This is a genomic window from Sporosarcina psychrophila (assembly GCF_001590685.1).
Classification (GTDB): Bacteria; Bacillota; Bacilli; order Bacillales_A; family Planococcaceae; genus Sporosarcina; species Sporosarcina psychrophila.
This window is the reverse complement of the sequence record NZ_CP014616.1, coordinates 4194908-4212359: the sequence shown is the minus strand read 5'-3', so window position 1 is coordinate 4212359 and position 17452 is coordinate 4194908. Positions and strand designations below refer to the sequence as shown.

At 45.5% G+C, this 17452-nt stretch carries 17 protein-coding genes and 1 riboswitch; all 17 genes read left to right on the top strand.

Translation table 11 applies throughout. The features are described 5' to 3' along the window. The first annotated feature begins 715 nt into the window (after positions 1-715). A riboswitch (cobalamin riboswitch) is annotated at positions 716-900 on the top strand. Positions 901-1019: 119 nt separating this feature from the next. Beyond that, complete coding sequence (locus tag AZE41_RS19695; RefSeq protein WP_067213224.1) at positions 1020-1985, top strand: ABC transporter substrate-binding protein; 966 nt, start codon at positions 1020-1022, stop codon at positions 1983-1985. Continuing rightward, positions 1978-2973, top strand: coding sequence for a FecCD family ABC transporter permease (locus AZE41_RS19690; protein WP_067213221.1), 996 nt, complete (start codon positions 1978-1980; stop codon positions 2971-2973). Before AZE41_RS19695 ends, AZE41_RS19690 begins: the two co-directional genes overlap by 8 nt. Position 2974: 1 nt before the next feature. Beyond that, positions 2975-4447 carry an adenosylcobinamide amidohydrolase gene (locus AZE41_RS19685; protein ID WP_067213220.1) on the top strand — a complete coding sequence of 491 codons (1473 nt, stop codon included), beginning with the start codon at positions 2975-2977 and terminating at the stop codon, positions 4445-4447. Further along, positions 4447-5403: an adenosylcobinamide-phosphate synthase CbiB gene (gene cbiB / locus AZE41_RS19680; protein ID WP_067214078.1), complete on the top strand. Its 957-nt coding sequence runs from the start codon at positions 4447-4449 to the stop codon at positions 5401-5403. Before AZE41_RS19685 ends, cbiB begins: the two co-directional genes overlap by 1 nt. After that, positions 5390-6469 (top strand): pyridoxal phosphate-dependent aminotransferase, encoded by a 1080-nt coding sequence (locus AZE41_RS19675; RefSeq protein ID WP_067213217.1) that lies wholly within the window; start codon positions 5390-5392, stop codon positions 6467-6469. The genes cbiB and AZE41_RS19675 overlap by 14 nt, the downstream gene beginning before the upstream one ends. After that, positions 6451-7044, top strand: a complete 594-nt coding sequence (locus AZE41_RS19670; protein WP_067213214.1) for a bifunctional adenosylcobinamide kinase/adenosylcobinamide-phosphate guanylyltransferase — start codon at positions 6451-6453, stop codon at positions 7042-7044. The genes AZE41_RS19675 and AZE41_RS19670 overlap by 19 nt, the downstream gene beginning before the upstream one ends. Next, positions 7041-7877: a cobyric acid synthase gene (locus AZE41_RS19665; RefSeq protein ID WP_067213212.1), complete on the top strand. Its 837-nt coding sequence runs from the start codon at positions 7041-7043 to the stop codon at positions 7875-7877. The genes AZE41_RS19670 and AZE41_RS19665 overlap by 4 nt, the downstream gene beginning before the upstream one ends. Next, positions 7874-8638 (top strand): adenosylcobinamide-GDP ribazoletransferase, encoded by a 765-nt coding sequence (cobS, locus tag AZE41_RS19660; RefSeq protein ID WP_067213210.1) that lies wholly within the window; start codon positions 7874-7876, stop codon positions 8636-8638. The genes AZE41_RS19665 and cobS overlap by 4 nt, the downstream gene beginning before the upstream one ends. After that, positions 8611-9204, top strand: coding sequence for a histidine phosphatase family protein (locus AZE41_RS19655; RefSeq protein ID WP_067213208.1), 594 nt, complete (start codon positions 8611-8613; stop codon positions 9202-9204). The genes cobS and AZE41_RS19655 overlap by 28 nt, the downstream gene beginning before the upstream one ends. Beyond that, the gene (locus tag AZE41_RS19650) at positions 9156-9578 is read left to right on the top strand and encodes a bifunctional adenosylcobinamide kinase/adenosylcobinamide-phosphate guanylyltransferase (protein WP_067213206.1); all 423 of its coding nucleotides are present in this window, start codon (positions 9156-9158) and stop codon (positions 9576-9578) included. The genes AZE41_RS19655 and AZE41_RS19650 overlap by 49 nt, the downstream gene beginning before the upstream one ends. Beyond that, complete coding sequence (locus AZE41_RS19645) at positions 9575-10156, top strand: cob(I)yrinic acid a,c-diamide adenosyltransferase (RefSeq protein WP_067213203.1); 582 nt, start codon at positions 9575-9577, stop codon at positions 10154-10156. The genes AZE41_RS19650 and AZE41_RS19645 overlap by 4 nt, the downstream gene beginning before the upstream one ends. Before the next feature lie 3 nt (positions 10157-10159). Continuing rightward, positions 10160-10645: an ECF transporter S component gene (locus AZE41_RS19640; protein ID WP_067213200.1), complete on the top strand. Its 486-nt coding sequence runs from the start codon at positions 10160-10162 to the stop codon at positions 10643-10645. Beyond that, positions 10642-11325: a hypothetical protein gene (locus AZE41_RS19635; protein WP_067213198.1), complete on the top strand. Its 684-nt coding sequence runs from the start codon at positions 10642-10644 to the stop codon at positions 11323-11325. Before AZE41_RS19640 ends, AZE41_RS19635 begins: the two co-directional genes overlap by 4 nt. A 527-nt stretch (positions 11326-11852) precedes the next feature. Further along, a complete protein-coding gene (locus AZE41_RS19630) occupies positions 11853-14003 on the top strand; it encodes a (Fe-S)-binding protein (protein WP_067213195.1) in 2151 nt (716 codons plus the stop codon). A 177-nt stretch (positions 14004-14180) separates the two neighbouring features. Beyond that, positions 14181-15377, top strand: coding sequence for an acetyl-CoA C-acetyltransferase (locus tag AZE41_RS19625; RefSeq protein WP_067213193.1), 1197 nt, complete (start codon positions 14181-14183; stop codon positions 15375-15377). Between the two features lie 17 nt (positions 15378-15394). Beyond that, complete coding sequence (locus AZE41_RS19620) at positions 15395-16246, top strand: 3-hydroxybutyryl-CoA dehydrogenase (RefSeq protein WP_067213191.1); 852 nt, start codon at positions 15395-15397, stop codon at positions 16244-16246. A 30-nt stretch (positions 16247-16276) separates the two neighbouring features. Continuing rightward, positions 16277-17413, top strand: a complete 1137-nt coding sequence (locus tag AZE41_RS19615; RefSeq protein ID WP_067213189.1) for an acyl-CoA dehydrogenase — start codon at positions 16277-16279, stop codon at positions 17411-17413. Positions 17414-17452 lie beyond the last annotated feature (39 nt).

The window sequence follows — 17452 nt, the reverse complement described above, 5'->3', positions numbered from 1 at the left end:
TGAGAGATTGTTATCTCTCAAGTATGGCGTTTTTCACATGCAGATATTCTCTCTATATATGTTGAACAAATGAATACGATGCTTGCTCTTTTACAAGGGCTTTTGGAAGGCCGCTGAATAAGTCCAACTACCTGGAATGAATTAGAAATCCTGCTAATATCGCTTCGACGCTTTGTGGATGCCTCCCGCGATAAGCCAGAAAGAAGACCGCTTTCAGTCTTATCGCTCCGGCTACCACGAAGGCGTGCCTTCGCTGGATAGTCTATATAATAGAATGCACATTGCATTGTCGGGGAAAAGACCTGTAGCTCGTAGTATGTCTTTCTTCAATGAAATTAGTATAAAATAGTACTCACATTATAATCTCAGTCCAAACATCTCAAAATCACTTTCAATAATGTACACTCCAGCGCCGGCGCGGCAAAGGGGTAGCCGAAGCCATGAGACTGGATGCGAAGCGTCAATCCAGGCTCATGGCGAGAGGCATCCCCAAAGCGCCAAGCGATCTGTAATCTACACGCCGAACTACAACTCTTCCGATTAATGTACACTCTAGCGCCAAGCGATCTACAATCCACATTCCGAATTAATACTCTCTCATCATCGAGCGACACAACAGATTCAACGGGATTCTTTAATTCAACATATCTAAATCTACAAATCTCCCTCACTATCGACACAATAAAAATTTGTAGTATACTGAAAGTTGTACAAAATACATACCAAACATAAAGGTGCCCCGCATTAAAAACGGGGTTAAAAGGGAAGTCGGTTCAATGCCGGCGCGGTCCCGCCACTGTAAGTGTGAGTTAGTCGCAATGTGTCACTGGAAAAAGTTCCGGGAAGACGCGGCAAGCCTTGAACACGAGCCAGGAGACCTGCCTTTATGGATCACACGTACCCTACGAGGATAGGATTAGTGAAAATCGACGTCATTGTGCGTCCAGATTTTTACTCAGCTTATTCCTCCGTAGCAATTACGGGGGATTTTTATTTGGAACAAACAGGAGGAAAACAACATGAAAAAGATTTGGCAATTAGGATTAACGGCATTTTTGGCAGTATTCTTGCTCGCAGCATGTGGAACAGCTGCTACACCAGATAAGCCGAAAGTAGATGGAACACCGGAAGCGGAAGTGGTCAAAGCTGACTTCCCGCTTACGCTAACGGACTCGGTTGGCAATGAAATTACCCTGGAAACTGCACCGGCAACAATCGTTTCTATGGTGCCAAGCAACACGGAAATATTGTTTGAACTAGGTCTTGGGGATGCGATTGTCGGCGTCAATGACTACGATGATTATCCAGCAGAAGCACTTAAAAAAGAGAAAATCGGCGGCCAGGATTTCAACGTCGAAAAAATCGTTTCCATGAACCCTGAAATTGTTTTTGCACATGAATCAGGACTTGGAAAAGGCAAAGAAGGACTGCAACAAATCCGCGATGCAGGAATCCCAGTCTTTGTTGTGAAAAATGCAGCGAGTTTCGAAGAAACGTACACAACGATTGAAACAATCGGTCAAGCGACTGGTAAAACAGTAGAAGCAGAAAAAATCATTACGGACATGAAAGCAAAAGTAGAAGATGTATTGGCGAAATTAGTAACAGTCGACAATAAAAAAACAGTTTTTGTTGAAACATCACCTGAGCCAAACATTTACACACCAGGAAAAAATACATTTATGGATCAAATGCTAGAAATGATTGGTGCTGAAAATATTGCTGCTGATCAGGAAGACTGGTTTATGATAGCTCCGGAAGAAATTATTAACCGTAATCCGGATGTAATTATCGTGTTGTATGATTATATCGAAACGGCAGTTGCAGACGTTTATGCACGCCCAGGTTTCGATACGATTACAGCAATTAAAGAAAAAGCTGTTGTTCAAGTTAAAGAGAATATCACTAGCCGTACAGGCCCCCGCCTTGCTGAAGGGCTTGAAGAAATAGCAAAAGCCATCTACCCTGAGGCTTTCGGTGAGTAAATCCAGCGTTGCCTACATCGTTTCCGCCGCCGCACTTCTTGTGGCGGTGTGGCTCGGTGTGTCGATCGGGTCTGTGAAAATACCGATTAGTACGTTATGGAATGCGGAGGCGGATGCAACAGCTACCAATATTTTGTGGAAGATTCGTATGCCGCGTGTCGTGCTTGCCGGACTTGTTGGCGCATCGCTCGCGATTTCGGGAGCCGCTTTCCAAGGGTTGCTGAAAAATCCGCTCGCTGATCCATACACCCTCGGAGTGTCATCCGGCGCCTCGGTCGGTGCCGTTATGACGCTCTTTTTTGGTATTTCCATCCCGTTTTTAGGCACTTATACGCTTCCTGTATTCAGTATGGTTGGTGCTGCATTGACAATGTTCCTCGTTCTTGGATTTGCACGCCTCGTTGACCGAGCGATGAGAATGGAAACAATTATTTTGACTGGAATCATTTTCGGTTCGTTCCTCGGTTCTGTGCTATCACTTATGATAGCGCTCACAGGGGAAGAGTTGCGTCAAATTATTGGTTGGCTACTCGGCAGTGTATCAATGCGGGGATGGAATTATATTACGATGATTTTGCCATTCGTCGTCGTAGGTTCATTCATGCTGTGGCTGAATCGCCGCGAATTAAATGCGATGTTATTTGGAGAAGAACGAGCGCATCATTTAGGTGTCAACGTCAAAAGCCGTAAGTTTGCCATTCTGATTGGTGGATCCATCCTGACAGGTTCGGCAGTCGCGGTGTCCGGCACAATTGGCTTTGTTGGTCTAGTCGTTCCGCATATGACGCGACTTCTTTGGGGATCTGATCATCGCCATCTCCTGACATTATCGTTCATGAACGGTGCAACGTTGCTCATCATTTGCGACTTAATTGCACGGACAATCATTTCGCCGACAGAACTTCCGGTCGGTGTCATCACAGCGTTTATCGGTGCACCCGTATTTGCATTTATCTTCTATAAACAACGGAGGAAAGGAGGCATGTGAAATGTTAAAAGTCGAAAATATTTCCGGTGGTTATGGCAAAGAATCCATCGTGAAAGCAGTGACATTCAATGTCAATAAAGGCGAAGTACTCGGCATAATTGGACCCAATGGCAGTGGTAAATCCACACTTTTGAAAATTATTTCAGGCATTCTCCCGAAGGAAACGGGTTCCGTCACAATTGACGGGCAAGACGCTTCTACTTATTCACAAAAAGAATTTGCCAAAAAAGTAGCCGTCTTGCCACAACTCCATGCACATGCATTTTCCCACACTGTTCGAGAAACGGTTGAACTCGGTCGCTATCCGCACCAATCAGGACTATTTTCCTCATGGTCAGATGAAGACGAGCGCGCCGTGACCGATGCCATAACCAGTATGTCCATCACACGCTATGCTGAAAACTCGATCGAACTGCTATCAGGTGGCGAACAGCAACGCGTTTTCGTCGCACAGGCACTCGCACAGGAGGCGCCGATTTTATTACTCGATGAGCCAACGAATCACTTGGACATCGCTCACCAACAACAATTACTCGATACGATTCGTCAACAGGCAATTGACAAAGGACTCACAGTTATTTCGGTGTTTCACGATATCAATTTGGCTTCTTTATACTGCGATCGACTTCTCTTGATGGATAAAGGGCGGATTGCCAGAATAGGTGTGCCACAAGACGTAGTGATGGAAGAGGCAATCGAATCTGTTTACGGTGCGCGAATAAAAACACAGCCCCATCCTGAATTGCCAAAACCTCAAATTACACTGCTGCCGGATACCAAAGAGGAAATTAAGCCTTTCGCCGTTGTAAAAGAGGACTTTTCGATAGCATCGGACTTTGTTGCATTACGAACAAAATATCCGTTGAAAACCATTTCCTCCGCCGTTCATAATGCTGGAACAGGCTGGTATCGGTCGTTTGTCAATCGTCATGTTGATGCTGATTACAATGTAGACGACGTCAAAGCTGAAAATACTTCCTATCTTGAACAGCAAGGTTTTCATCTGACGGATACGGTCGGTATGATGACCGCGGTCATGACGGAGCATGCCGAAGTCGAGGAATACACAGGGGATTTCGGAACGATTCTGATTGCGGTAACAGCTGGCGTTGGTAATGCTGTCGATGTCTCGCAAGCACTCACGCGTGATCAGAAACCTCGTGTCGGTACAATCAATACATGGGTTATCGTCAATGGCCAGCTACCTGATGAAGCATTTATCCAAGCAATGATAACGGCAACAGAAGCGAAAACGAAAGCGCTTCAAATGGAATCCATAACAGATCCGCTCACAGGCACAATTGCGACAGGTACATCGACGGACAGCCTGCTAGTCGCGGCAACACAACAAGGAGAATTCCTGCCGTATGCAGGTCCGATTACGCCGCTTGGAAAACTGATTGGCCACGGAGTTTATGACTGCACTGTACGGGCAATCCGTGCCTACAAAAAGGCGAAAGGGTGGACAACTTGATTCCTGCACATTTTATCGCCATCGCAATTGGTTTTCTGCTCGACAGAATCATTGGGGATCCACCGAAATGGCCGCATCCAGTCCGCTTAATTGGGACGTTCATTGCCAAATTGACTAGTGTTATGAATAAAGGTCGGTTCCGCACATTAAAAGGGGCGTCTACACTCTTCATCACAGTCGGGATTGTGTTAGGTATCGTTTTTGCTTTAGTAGGTTTTGCCTATCAATTCAATATCTATGTAGGTATTGGTGTGGAATCAATTCTGATCGCCGTCGGGCTGGCACAAAAAAGTTTGCGTGACGCTGCACTTGACGTTTACCGTCCGCTTGCTGCACAGGATTTACCTGCAGCACGAACGAAGTTGTCATGGATTGTCGGTCGCGATACCGATAAACTAAAAGAAAGTGGCATCGTACGTGGAACAGTTGAAACTGTGTCAGAAAATATTGCGGACGGCATTACATCGCCATTATTTTGGGCATTCCTTCTGGGAGCACCCGGTCTTTGGATGTACAAAGCAGTGAATACACTAGATTCGATGATTGGTTATAAAGACGAACGATATGAGAAGTTCGGTAAATTTTCTGCACGCGCGGACGACATTTTGAATTTCATACCAGCACGTGTGACGGGTTTTCTAATCATTTTATATGCGCCGAATAAAAGTCAGTTGTCCTTTTGGAAACGCTTTGCTGGCTGGAGTAAAGACGCAAGGAAACATCCAAGTCCAAACAGCGGATTTTTGGAGGCAGCGACGGCTTGGCAACTTGGCGTTACGCTTGGCGGAACAAGTACATACCGCGGAATCGTATCGAAGCGACCTGAGCTTGGACCAGGCAACACCCCGCTAACCGCAATACATATTAAACAAACCATTACACAGATGCATATCATAGTGTTTATTTTCTGGCTAGTAATGACGGTGATTGGAGTGGCTTTATATGCAGTTGCCTGAACATGGCGCAAATCCGCAAAACCTTTACGCAACACTGGGCATTGAACAGCCAATACGGTTATTGGATTTCAGTGAAAATGTCAATCCTGCGGGGCCTCCTGATTCAATTACCAAGATGTGGCCAAGTTTACGAGATTTGCTTACGGCTTATCCAAATCCAGAAGGGGAGCCGTTTCTGTCAGCGGCGGCTGATTACCATGGCATTTCGACCGATTATTTATTCGCGGGGAACGGGGCGGCAGAACTGCTGGCACTTTTGGCAGAGCGTTATCGCGCAAAGCGAGCGATTGTCGTGCACCCGACATTTTCCGAATACGAAGCGACTCTCTTGGCGAAGGATGTGGAGATTGTTCGCGTTATTGCATCGGAAAGTGACGGCTTTAAATTGCCGCTGGAAGCTATCCTTGAGGCCATGACTTCAGCATCAGTTCTGTACCTTTGCACACCAAATAATCCAACTGGAATCATGCCTGAACGCACGGATTTGAACGTAATTATTAGGCATGGTGCTGAAGTAGGTTGTGAAGTCGTATTAGACGAGGCTTTTATCGATTTTGTTGATGAATCACTGTCTTTCATTGCAGAATTAAAAAATAATCCGCACGTCATCGTCGTTCGCTCTATGACGAAAATGTACGCCATTCCGGGAATACGACTCGGGTATATCGCGGCAAATCCGTCGATAATTAGGGGGATAAAAGCACTCGCGCCGCATTGGAATGTGAATGGTTTAGCTGCTCAAATCGGGGCGGTGTGCTTACAGGAAGAGCAATACCGCGAACAGGCAATTCAGTATAGTAATCGTGAACGGGAAAAAATGATACGGTTTTTAACAGACAATGCGTGCAACGTTACGAATTCAGTGACGAATTTTATTTCATTCACACTTAGTTCTGGCCGTGATTCGAATAAGTTGTATAAAGATATGCTCACACGTGGAATCGTCCTCCGCCATTCACAAAATTTCCGCGGCATGGATGGCAGATGGTTGCGGATTGGCATGAAAAACGATGCGTCCATGAACATCCTGAAGGAGGAGCTGTTGCAATGGTTCGCGGAAAACTGACGTTCATAAGTGGCGGCGTTAGAAGCGGGAAAAGCTCCTATGCAGAAAAGCTGCTTGTTCATGAAGCGCAGAAAAATGCGGCCCGGCTAGTTTACATTGCCTCCGGCGTCGCAACGGACTCAGAAATGCAGGCGCGTATTGAACATCACAAATCGGATCGTTCCACTCATAGTTGGACAACCCTTGAACAACCAGTCGAGCTGGAAAAGGTATCGCCCTCCATTCAACCGGGGGATTACGTGTTATGGGATTGCCTGACGACATGGTTAGCAAATGAGTTATACACAGGTTGGGAGTCAGGAAAACCTTGTATTGGACAAGCGGGTTGTATGGAGCGCAAGGAAACACAGTTGTACACAACGATTGACACACTAGTGTCGCAAGCCGCCCATCTCGTTATTGTTTCGAATGAAGTCCTAGACGAACTGCCATCAGAATATGCTGAAACGGAATTCTACAGTAAATGGATTGGCCGTATTCACCAAGCGCTTGTCTCAAAAGCAGATACAGCAATTGAAATGGATTACGGAATCCCACTCATATGGAAGAATGAACGACAGGAGATGACGCAGTGAATGGACTAATTGTTTTAGGAACAGCATCAGACTCTGGAAAAACGATGATTTGTACAGCGTTGTGCCGCATTTTATCGGACGAAGGCGTGCGGGTAACACCCTTCAAATCGCAAAACATGTCTCGTTTTTCAGCGATAACGGAAAATGGCGAAGAAATGAGCCGTGCACAATTCATTCAAGCACAGGCTGCTAGAACGAAGCCATCGATTTATATGAATCCGATTTTGCTGAAACTAGTTGCGGACATGAAATCGGAAGTATTTTTTTTCGGAGAGAAATTTGGTCCAATTGCTGGAATGGCGTATCGCGAACAGTTCTTCACGCGTGGAATTGAGGCGATTAAAAACTCACTTGCCAAACTGGCAGCAACGTACGAAACGGTCATTATTGAAGGTGCGGGTAGTCCTGCAGAAGTGAATCTCAACGACAGGGAAATTGTGAATATGCGGGTGGCAGAAATTGCGGATGTACCTGCTATTTTGGTGGCAGATATTGATCGCGGAGGTGCTATCGCATCAATCGTCGGGACGCTACAACTATTACCAACTGAGCATCGAAAACGTGTCAAAGCTATTATTATCAATAAATTCCACGGTGACGTTTCTTTATTCCAAGAAGGGATTGAATTTATAGAATCCTACACTGGAGTTCCAGTGGCAGGTGTTATCCCGTATAAAATCGATCATGGCATCGAAGAGGAAGATATGGATCGACCGGTAATGAAAGCACCGGCGGGAATCGACGTCTATGATGCATGGGCAAAACATGTTAAAGCGCATCTCAACTGGCCGCTTATCAAAGAAATTTTGTCACAACCCGGAGAGATGGAATGAACGGATTACTGCTAGCCATGCAATTTTTCACGGCAATCCCCGTTCGAAAAGAATTGCCACTCGGACGAAGAGAAGTGACAGCAATGTATGTGGCTCTACCTTTCGTTGGAGCGGCAATTGGGCTCGCGATGTACGGAGTGTCGGAACTTCTAGTGAATTATTTACATGTTGGAACATTTCTTGCATCGGTTTTTATCGTATTGACGGCTATCATACTGACCGGCGGTTTGCACCTGGATGGCTGGGCGGATACGGGCGATGCATTCTTTTCATACAAAGATCGCGAAAAACGACTCGAAATTCTAGAGGATCCGCGACTTGGTGCATTTGGAACGATGGCGCTTGTTTTATTGATCATCGTGAAAATCGCTGTGTTCAATGAAATACTGATGCGTGGTTCAGGGAATATTGCGCTGTTTATAGCGATTCCTTTCCTAGCAAGAGCCACTATGAACCTATATTTCTCCACGGTACGTCTTGCAAAAGATAAAGGAATCGCACACTTTTTCAAAGAAATGATTTCAATAAATATACTAATTAGCTGGACGCTAGTAAGTAGTGCAATGACTTTATTCGCGCTAGGGTTTATGTTGACAAGTGTACTAATTCCAATTGTGATAGCGGTTATAATTGGAATCGCATTCTTCACGTTTCGTAACTGGTCATTGAAGCATTTTGGAGGCGTCACAGGCGACCTATGTGGTGCCTTCATTGAAGGAATGGAGGTATTGTTATGGCTAGCCGTTTTGTGCTTTATCTAATCCGGCATCTTCCTACTTTGGGCAATAAAGAACGGAAATATATTGGCTGGACAGATGAACCGATTTTAGATTCGGCTAATTTGAATTGGCGTCTACCCGAAGCCCCGATACACGTTTACAGCAGTGATCTTCGTCGTGCAAAACAAAGTGCTGCTCGCTATTTCCCAGATGCGTCTATTGAAACAACTGCCAGTTGGCGCGAATGTAATTTTGGCGAGTTTGAAGGGAAAACATATGCGGAACTTGAAAAGAATAAGGACTATCGCAAATGGATTGATGATCCATATGAATTCGCACCATTAAATGGTGAAAGTTTAACAGATCTAGAAAGGCGGGTAGTGGCTGCAGTGAAACAATTGCCGAACAAGGCGGTTGTCGTGACACATGGGGGACCTATTCGCGTAGTCTTGACGAAGTTTTCATCTGAAGATAAAGGTTTTTGGTCGTGGGACATCCCGCACGGAACGGGTTACCGATTTGAATGGGAAAGCGACAAAGCATTCGAGGAGGGGGAGTCATGCACGTCTATATCGGCGGTGCCCATAACGGCAAACGAGAATACGTAAGAAAATGGCTGACCGAGCAGGGGCAAGAAAACGTACACTGGGTAGAAGGAAATTGTCTGGGAGATAGTTTCATAGTGGATAGGGAAACCGTTCAGACGACTGTCATAGCTGGAGTCGAGAAGTGGCTTGCGGAAACGAATTTACCGGAACAAGCGGCCATTGAATATGTAATGAGTTGCATCGCCAAGGACCGTCAGACAGTTTTTATATTAACCGATATTGGACGGGGAATCGTTCCTATCGATGCAGACCAGCGAAAATTACGCGATGCTTGCGGTCGGCTTTATCAGCAATTAATGGCGGAAGCGGATGAAGTGACAAGAATTTGGTATGGCTTGGCAAAAACTTTAAAGAAAAGGGGAGAACAACAATGAAAATTTACACACGCACAGGGGATAAAGGGAAAACAAGTTTAATAGGGGGCCGCGTCGACAAAGACAGCCTGCGTGTTGAAGCATATGGCACGATGGATGAATTGAATTCATTTGTCGGTAAAGCAATGACGGAACTCGATCCTGCAATTTTTGCGGATATGCTGACAGATTTGGAAGCCATTCAAAACGAATTATTCGATGGTGGGGGCGACCTTGCAAACGTTATGAAAGAACGTCATTACAAATTGTCTGAGGAACCTGTTGATGTGCTTGAGCAACGCATTGACGTGCTAATGGAAGAAGCGCCGCCATTAGAGAAATTCATCTTACCAGGTGGATCGCCTGCTGCTGCAACACTTCATATTGCACGAACTGTTGCGAGACGCGCAGAACGCCAGACGGTTACACTTTTAAAAGCAGAAGAAGATGTACCGGCAGTAGTACAACGTTATTTGAACAGGCTTTCCGATTATCTTTTCGTTGCAGCGCGCATTGCGAATTCCCGGGTTAACGTACCGGATAATGAATACGTAAGAAGTGCTAAAGTGTTCAGAACGGATAAGAAGAAGGAGGATTAATCAATGCAATTGAAACGGCTCACATTGGCGGCTTTTTTTGTAGCCCTTTGTGTTATCGGTGGATTAATCAAAATCCCATCCGGCATTGGTTCATTGGCACTTGATACTGTCCCGGCACTCATTTCCGTGGCCTTTCTCCCGCCGGTATTTTCGGGGGTAGTCGGGATGCTTGGGCACATGGCCTCCGCTATGAATTCGGGGTTTCTGTTAGGTCCATTTCATGTGCTCGTTGCACTTGAAATGTTCGTCATCGTTATCGTCTTTGCACGCCTACACAAAGCGGGACGCAATCTAACGAAGTGGATTTTTTTCATAGTGGCAAATGGTTTAATCGCACCGCTGCCGTTTTATTTCCTGATTTCACCGGCATTTTTCCTCGGAGCAGTTCCATTTCTCTTGCTCGCGACAATCGTTAACGCAGTTGTTGCAGCGGTCGTTCTGCCGTCACTTCAGCATGTGGTTGATAGTCGCATGGGGGCACTTCGATGAGAAATGCCATTGATATCGGCAACGGTTTCATCGTGACAACGGATAATTCAGGTGGCATCGGCGAAAAGTTGCAGGATATAGTTAATGTTCCGGATCGCGTCACAGCGTATTTTGCAGCTCGCGTCGCATTGCTTGAACAGTGGGTGACGCATGCAGAACCTGTTTCAATCCTCGTCCATAATTTTAGCGGCAGCACGAGTTGGAAAAATTATGTGATAGGCGTGACGGATTTATTCCACGAGGCGGGGCTTGAAGTTCCTCCCATTAATGGCAGTTCAGAAACCAATATGGAGCTTGTTCAGTCAGCGATGGCAGTAACCATCATCGGCAAAAAGATGGAAGCACCAGCTCCGAAAAATAGTGTATGGTTTACTTACGGCACACCGCTCGTTGGAGATGAAGTGCGAACTCGCGTAGATGAAATTGCGTCCGTCCGGCTAATTCACGAGGCAATGAAAAGTGAAATCGTCCATCAAATCTGGCCAGTTGGCTCAAGCGGGATTTTACAAGAGGTCCGTTTGTTAACTGGCATTAAGGAAGCGCGCGTCGAAACCGCGCTGGATTCGATGAAATCAGCGGGACCGTCGACAGTGGTTCTTCTAGCCATTCCTGAAATGAATATCGAGGAAGCTAAAGCATTTTTCGGTGTCCATTTGAATAAACTAATGATGATTACTTAAAACCTGCATTGTCTTTGCAGGTTTTTCTAACTTTTAATAGTGAGACCGATCATATAAACCTCCTACCGATCAAATCTGCAGGCTGACCGATCATATAACCGTCCTGCCGATCATATCCGCTGGCTAACCGATCATATAATTGTCTTGTCGATCATATCCGCCAGCCACCGATCATATAATCGTCTTGCCGATCATATCCGCTGGCTAACCGATCATATAATTGTCTTGTCGATCATATCCGCCAGCCACCGATCATATAACCGTCGCGCCGATCATATCCGCCAGCCACCCAATCATATTATCGCCGCGCCAATCATATCCACCAGCCACCCGATCATATAACCCTCCTACCAATCATATCTTCCACCAACCCTCCAACTAATTTCACCAATATCTCAAAACTATCAAAACTTTTAGTTGACTGAACGCTCATTCATAATTAAACTAGAAAATAGACATCGACACGATACTTATTTTCGACTACACTATCTGTACTATTCAAACAACAAGGGAAGGGGAGAGAATAAATGCATCCATTGATCATTGCCAACTGGATTTTGTTTCTCGCAGTCGTGGCCTACGCGCTTGCGTTGTTCACATATCTAATCAAAACACGGATTCAATTTATCAAATTGGGGAGAAAAGAAGAGTTTGATAATAACATTTCGGAACGTCTCCGCAAAATATGGATTTACGTCTTCGGACAAAAGAAATTATTAAAAGATAAAAAGAGTGGAGCTATCCACGTTATGTTTTTCTACGGGTTTTTACTCGTACAGTTTGGAGCTATCGATCTTGTCTGGAAAGGGTTAAAACCGGGATCCCACTTACCATTTGGTTCAGTATATCCTGTCTTTACAATCTTCCAGGAAATCGTTGCTGTGACAATACTTGTCGCGGTAGTGTGGGCATTCCACCGCCGTTATGTTGAGAAGCTCGTACGTTTAAAACGTGGGTGGAAATCCGGACTTGTCCTTATTTTCATCGGGGGACTCATGCTTTCAACATTACTTGCAAACGGTATGAACATGATTTGGCAAGGACATGAAACGACATGGATGGAACCAATCGCATCGACGATTGCTACAGTATTCAGTTTCATGCCGGAAACTGGGGCGGCCGTCATATTCTTCATTGCTTGGTGGATCCATCTGCTAATCTTACTGACGTTCCTTGTCTATGTGCCACAATCGAAACATGCGCACTTGATCGCAGGACCTGCTAACGTTTATTTCCACCGTCTTGATCATGCAGGCCGTTTAAAGCCAATCGACTTCGAAGCATTGGAAGATGTAGAAGAAGGAGAAGAGATGCCGCCGCTTGGAGTAGGTAAAATAACTGACTTCACGCAGCTGCAAATGATCGACTTATACGCTTGTGTTGAATGTGGACGTTGTACGAATATGTGTCCAGCATCTGGAACAGGTAAAATGCTGTCTCCGATGGATCTCATAACGAAACTACGTGATAACCTGACAAATACAGGTGCACTTGTGACAAAGCAGAAACCGTGGGTACCAACACTCGCGTTCAATAAAACAAAAGGCAACCAGATTGCATTTGCAGCTGGACTTGAAGGCGCTACAATGGATGACATTTACAACCCGTCCCTCATCGGCGATATCATCACGGAAGAGGAAATCTGGGCTTGTACAACATGTCGTAACTGTGAAGACCAATGTCCGGTTATGAATGAACACGTTGATAAAATCATTGACCTTCGCCGTTATCTTGTTATGACAGAAGGGAAAATGGATCCGGATGCACAGCGCGCGATGACAAACATCGAACGTCAAGGGAATCCATGGGGGCTTAACCGTAAAGAGAAAGAAAACTGGAGAGATGCACGTCCAGATCTTCATATTCCAACGGTTAAAGAATTGAAAAAAGCGGGCGAAGAATTTGACTACCTGTTCTGGGTGGGTTCGATGGGGTCATTCGACAACCGCTCACAAAAAATTGCCCTATCATTTGTCCATCTTATGAATGAAGCGGGCATCAAGTTCGCCATTCTTGGCAATAAAGAGAAGAACTCTGGAGATACACCGCGTCGTTTAGGGAATGAGTTTTTATTCCAAGAGTTGGCTACCGCCAATATTGAAGAATTCGAAAAAGCAGGCGTCACAAAACTTGTCACGATTGATCCGCATGCCTACAATATTTTCAAAAATGAATACCCTGACTTCGGATTTAAAGCAGAAGTAGTTCATCATACGGAAATGCTTTACGAACTTGTTGTCCAAGGGAAGTTGAAACCGGAGCATGCAATCGACGAAACAATTACGTTCCATGATTCATGTTATCTAGGCAGATACAATGACGTTTATGATCCACCACGTGAAATTCTTAAAGCAATTCCTGGCGTAAATCTCGTCGAAATGAAACGTAATCGTGAAGACGGCATGTGCTGTGGAGCGGGCGGAGGACTTATGTGGATGGAAGAAGACACTGGCCACCGTATCAACGTTGCTCGTACAGAACAAGCACTTGAAGTCAGCCCGGGAATCATATCATCCGGCTGTCCATACTGCTTGACGATGTTGTCAGACGGCACGAAAGCGAAAGAAGTAGAAGAGTCTGTTGGCACATATGACATCGCCGAACTACTAGAACGTTCGATTTTCGGTGAGGATTGGCAGCCAGCTGAAGAGGTTGAAGTAGAGTCTATTTTGCAATAAGCCATTGCGGAACAATCAGTATTGTCGTACAATTAATAGAATAGTGAACTATGATTTGTGAAATCAAAAGGAGTGGAAACACTCCTTTTTTCTTAAACTCTTATCGAGCGAGCGTTCAGTCGCTCAATTCAAATGAGAATGAAAGCGTTACCAACAATCATCAAAGGGGCGATAGATATGGGAAGAACGGTCATAGTAAATGGGGCAAGAACACCATTCGCAAAATTTGGCGGAGCGTTAAAGTCACTGACGGCAAGCGAGCTTGGGGGGATTGCTATCAAAGATGCATTAAATCGTGCGGGCGTGAAAGCAGATGAAGTCGGTGAAGTCATCATCGGAACGGTATTGCAAGCAGGCCAAGGTCAAATTCCTTCTAGGCAAGCAGCGACGAAAGGTGGACTTCCTTGGTCGGTGAAAACGGAGACCATCAACAAAGTATGTGCATCAGGCATGCGCAGCGTCACACTTGGCGACCAGTTGATCCGTCTTGGCGATGAAGAAGTTATTGTTGCGGGCGGTATGGAGTCTATGTCCAATGCCCCTTACTACGTACCAAAAGCACGATTTGGGTTGAAAATGGGTGATGCAGAACTGATCGACGGTATGATCTACGATGGACTTTCTTGTTCATTCTCACCCGACCGCGTTCATATGGGCACATACGGTAACTCGACAGCTGAAGAATTTGCACTGACGCGCGTTGCACAGGACGCATGGTCGCTCCGAAGTCATGAACGTGCATTGCAAGCGATCGACGCAGGATTGTTCGCGGAAGAAATCGTTCTGGTTGAAATTCAACAGCGTAAAGGAGATCCGATTTTAGTCGATACGGATGAAGCACCACGCCGCAACACATCGCTCGAATCACTGGCGAAATTGCGACCGGCATTCGGCAAGGACGGCACAATTACGGCAGGAAACGCACCAGGCGTAAATGACGGAGCATGTGCACTTGTGTTGATGAATGAAGAGCGTGCGCTAAAAGAAGGGAAAACACCATTAGCAGTCATTATTGGTCATGCAGAAGTGGCTATAGAACCTGCAAACTTCCCGCAAACACCTGGGCTTGTCATTAATGCATTACTTAAAAAGACGGGTAAGAAACTAGAAGATATAAAACTCTTTGAAATAAACGAAGCATTCGCAGCTGTTGCTCTCGCAAGTTCACAAATTGCAGAACTGGATCCTGAAAAAGTGAACGTCAATGGCGGTGCAGTCGCACTCGGCCACCCGATTGGCGCAAGCGGAGCGCGTATTATCTTAACACTTGCGCATGAACTGAAACGCCAAGGTGGCGGTATCGGTATTGCAGCAATTTGTTCAGGCGGAGGCCAAGGCGACGCAATTATGATTGAAGTAGCAAAATCGGAATAATGTGGAGGCGTTAATCAATGGATATTAAAAAAATAATGGTAATCGGTGCAGGACAAATGGGCGGAGGAATTGCTCAAGTCTGTGCACAAGCCGGCTTCGACGTAAAACTGAATGATATAAAAGAAGAATCATATGCTAAAGGGCTTGCAGTTATTACAAAGAATCTGTCCCGCAATGTCGAAAAAGGTCGTATGACAGAAGATGAAAAATCCGCAGTCCTTGGTCGCATAACGAAATCACTCGATCTGCAAGATGCATCGGACGTTGACATTGTCATAGAAGCGGCAGTTGAAAATATGGACATTAAAAAGTCCATTTTCGCGAAGTTGGATGAAATCGCTCCGCAACATGCAATTCTTGCATCCAATACATCTTCACTTCCAATTACGGAAATCGCGGCGGCAACAAAGCGTCCTGAACAAGTGATTGGCATGCATTTCATGAACCCAGTTCCAGTGATGAAACTCGTTGAAATCATCCGCGGTCTAGCAACTGCTGACGACGTGTACAAAGCGGTGGAAGACATGACAGTGAAATTGTCTAAAACACCGGTAGAAGTAAATGACTTTCCAGGATTCGTCGCAAACCGAATTCTTATGCCGATGATTAACGAAGCAATTTACACGCTCTATGAAGGCGTTGCAACCGAACAAGCGATTGACGAAGTCATGAAACTCGGCATGAATCACCCAATGGGTCCGCTTCAGCTCGCAGACTTTATTGGACTCGATACATGTCTATATATTATGGAAACGCTACACGAAGGATTTGGCGATTCGAAATATCGCCCATGTCCCCTCCTAAGAAAATATGTAAAAGCAGGATGGTTAGGGAAGAAGTCAGGCCGAGGATTTTACGTTTACGAATAACTAATGCTTACATTTAAAGGGGAAATCATAATGGATTTAACATTCACCGAAGAACAGCAGATGATGCGCGACATGGTACAAAGTTTTGCGAAGACTGAAATCGAACCGTTCATTCCACGTATGGAAGCTGGGGAATTCCCACGTGACATTTTAAAGAAAATGGGCGGACTCGGCTTGATGGGCATTACTGTCCCAGAAGAATATGGTGGGGCAGGCATGGATTTCATCTCATATATTAGCGCCATCCATGAACTGTCGAAAGTAAGCGCCGTTGTCGGTGTCATTCTTTCCGTTCATACATCGGTTGGAACAAACCCGATTATGTATTTCGGTAACGACGAACAGAAAAACCGTTACCTCCCAAAATTGGCAAGCGGCGAATACCTTGGTGCTTTCTGCCTGACAGAAGCGTCATCTGGTTCTGACGCAGGATCTCTTAAAACACGTGCGGTCAAAAAAGACGATCATTATGTGCTTAACGGTTCTAAAATGTTTATTACCAACGGCGGAGAAGCAGATGTCTACATCGTCTTTGCATCGACAGATCCATCTAAAGGGACTTACGGTATCTCAGCATTCATCGTCGATAAAGATACACCTGGCCTCGTCATTGGAAAAGATGAACGGAAAATGGGACTTCACGGTTCGAGAACAGTAGAGCTGTCGTTTGATCAAATGAAAGTTCCACTAGAAAACTTACTTGGTGAAGAAGGGGGCGGCTTCAAAATTGCGATGGCAAATCTCGACGTCGGTCGTATCGGCATCGCAGCGCAAGCACTCGGTATCGCAGAAGCAGCACTTGAAGCGGCAACAGGTTACGCGAAAGATCGTGTTCAGTTCGGCAAGCCGATTGCTGCTCAGCAAGGCGTAGGATTTAAACTTGCGGATATGGCAACTGCAGTCGAAGCAGCAAAACTACTCGTCTACCGCGCTGCACAACTGCGTGCAGAAGGACTCCCGTGTGGAAAAGAAGCCTCGATGGCTAAGTTATTTGCTTCAAAAGCGGCAGTCGAAGGATCAATTGAAGCAGTTCAAGTATTCGGCGGTTATGGCTATACAGAAGATTACCCAGTCGAGCGCTATTTCCGTGACGCAAAAGTAACTGAAATCTACGAAGGCACAAGTGAAATTCAACGTATTGTTATTTCGAAACATCTGATGAAGTGATGTACGCGTTCTTAGTGTAATTGCAACTATGGGATTCTA

Coding starts and splice junctions, on each gene's coding strand:
- AZE41_RS19695 (WP_067213224.1), top strand. CDS start 1,020: ATGAAAAAGATTTGGCAATTAGGATTAACGGCATTTTTGGCAGTATTC.
- AZE41_RS19685 (WP_067213220.1), top strand. CDS start 2,975: ATGTTAAAAGTCGAAAATATTTCCGGTGGTTATGGCAAAGAATCCATC.
- AZE41_RS19675 (WP_067213217.1), top strand. CDS start 5,390: ATGCAGTTGCCTGAACATGGCGCAAATCCGCAAAACCTTTACGCAACA.
- AZE41_RS19670 (WP_067213214.1), top strand. CDS start 6,451: ATGGTTCGCGGAAAACTGACGTTCATAAGTGGCGGCGTTAGAAGCGGG.
- cobS (WP_067213210.1), top strand. CDS start 7,874: ATGAACGGATTACTGCTAGCCATGCAATTTTTCACGGCAATCCCCGTT.
- AZE41_RS19655 (WP_067213208.1), top strand. CDS start 8,611: ATGGCTAGCCGTTTTGTGCTTTATCTAATCCGGCATCTTCCTACTTTG.
- AZE41_RS19650 (WP_067213206.1), top strand. CDS start 9,156: ATGCACGTCTATATCGGCGGTGCCCATAACGGCAAACGAGAATACGTA.
- AZE41_RS19645 (WP_067213203.1), top strand. CDS start 9,575: ATGAAAATTTACACACGCACAGGGGATAAAGGGAAAACAAGTTTAATA.
- AZE41_RS19640 (WP_067213200.1), top strand. CDS start 10,160: ATGCAATTGAAACGGCTCACATTGGCGGCTTTTTTTGTAGCCCTTTGT.
- AZE41_RS19635 (WP_067213198.1), top strand. CDS start 10,642: ATGAGAAATGCCATTGATATCGGCAACGGTTTCATCGTGACAACGGAT.
- AZE41_RS19630 (WP_067213195.1), top strand. CDS start 11,853: ATGCATCCATTGATCATTGCCAACTGGATTTTGTTTCTCGCAGTCGTG.
- AZE41_RS19625 (WP_067213193.1), top strand. CDS start 14,181: ATGGGAAGAACGGTCATAGTAAATGGGGCAAGAACACCATTCGCAAAA.
- AZE41_RS19620 (WP_067213191.1), top strand. CDS start 15,395: ATGGATATTAAAAAAATAATGGTAATCGGTGCAGGACAAATGGGCGGA.
- AZE41_RS19615 (WP_067213189.1), top strand. CDS start 16,277: ATGGATTTAACATTCACCGAAGAACAGCAGATGATGCGCGACATGGTA.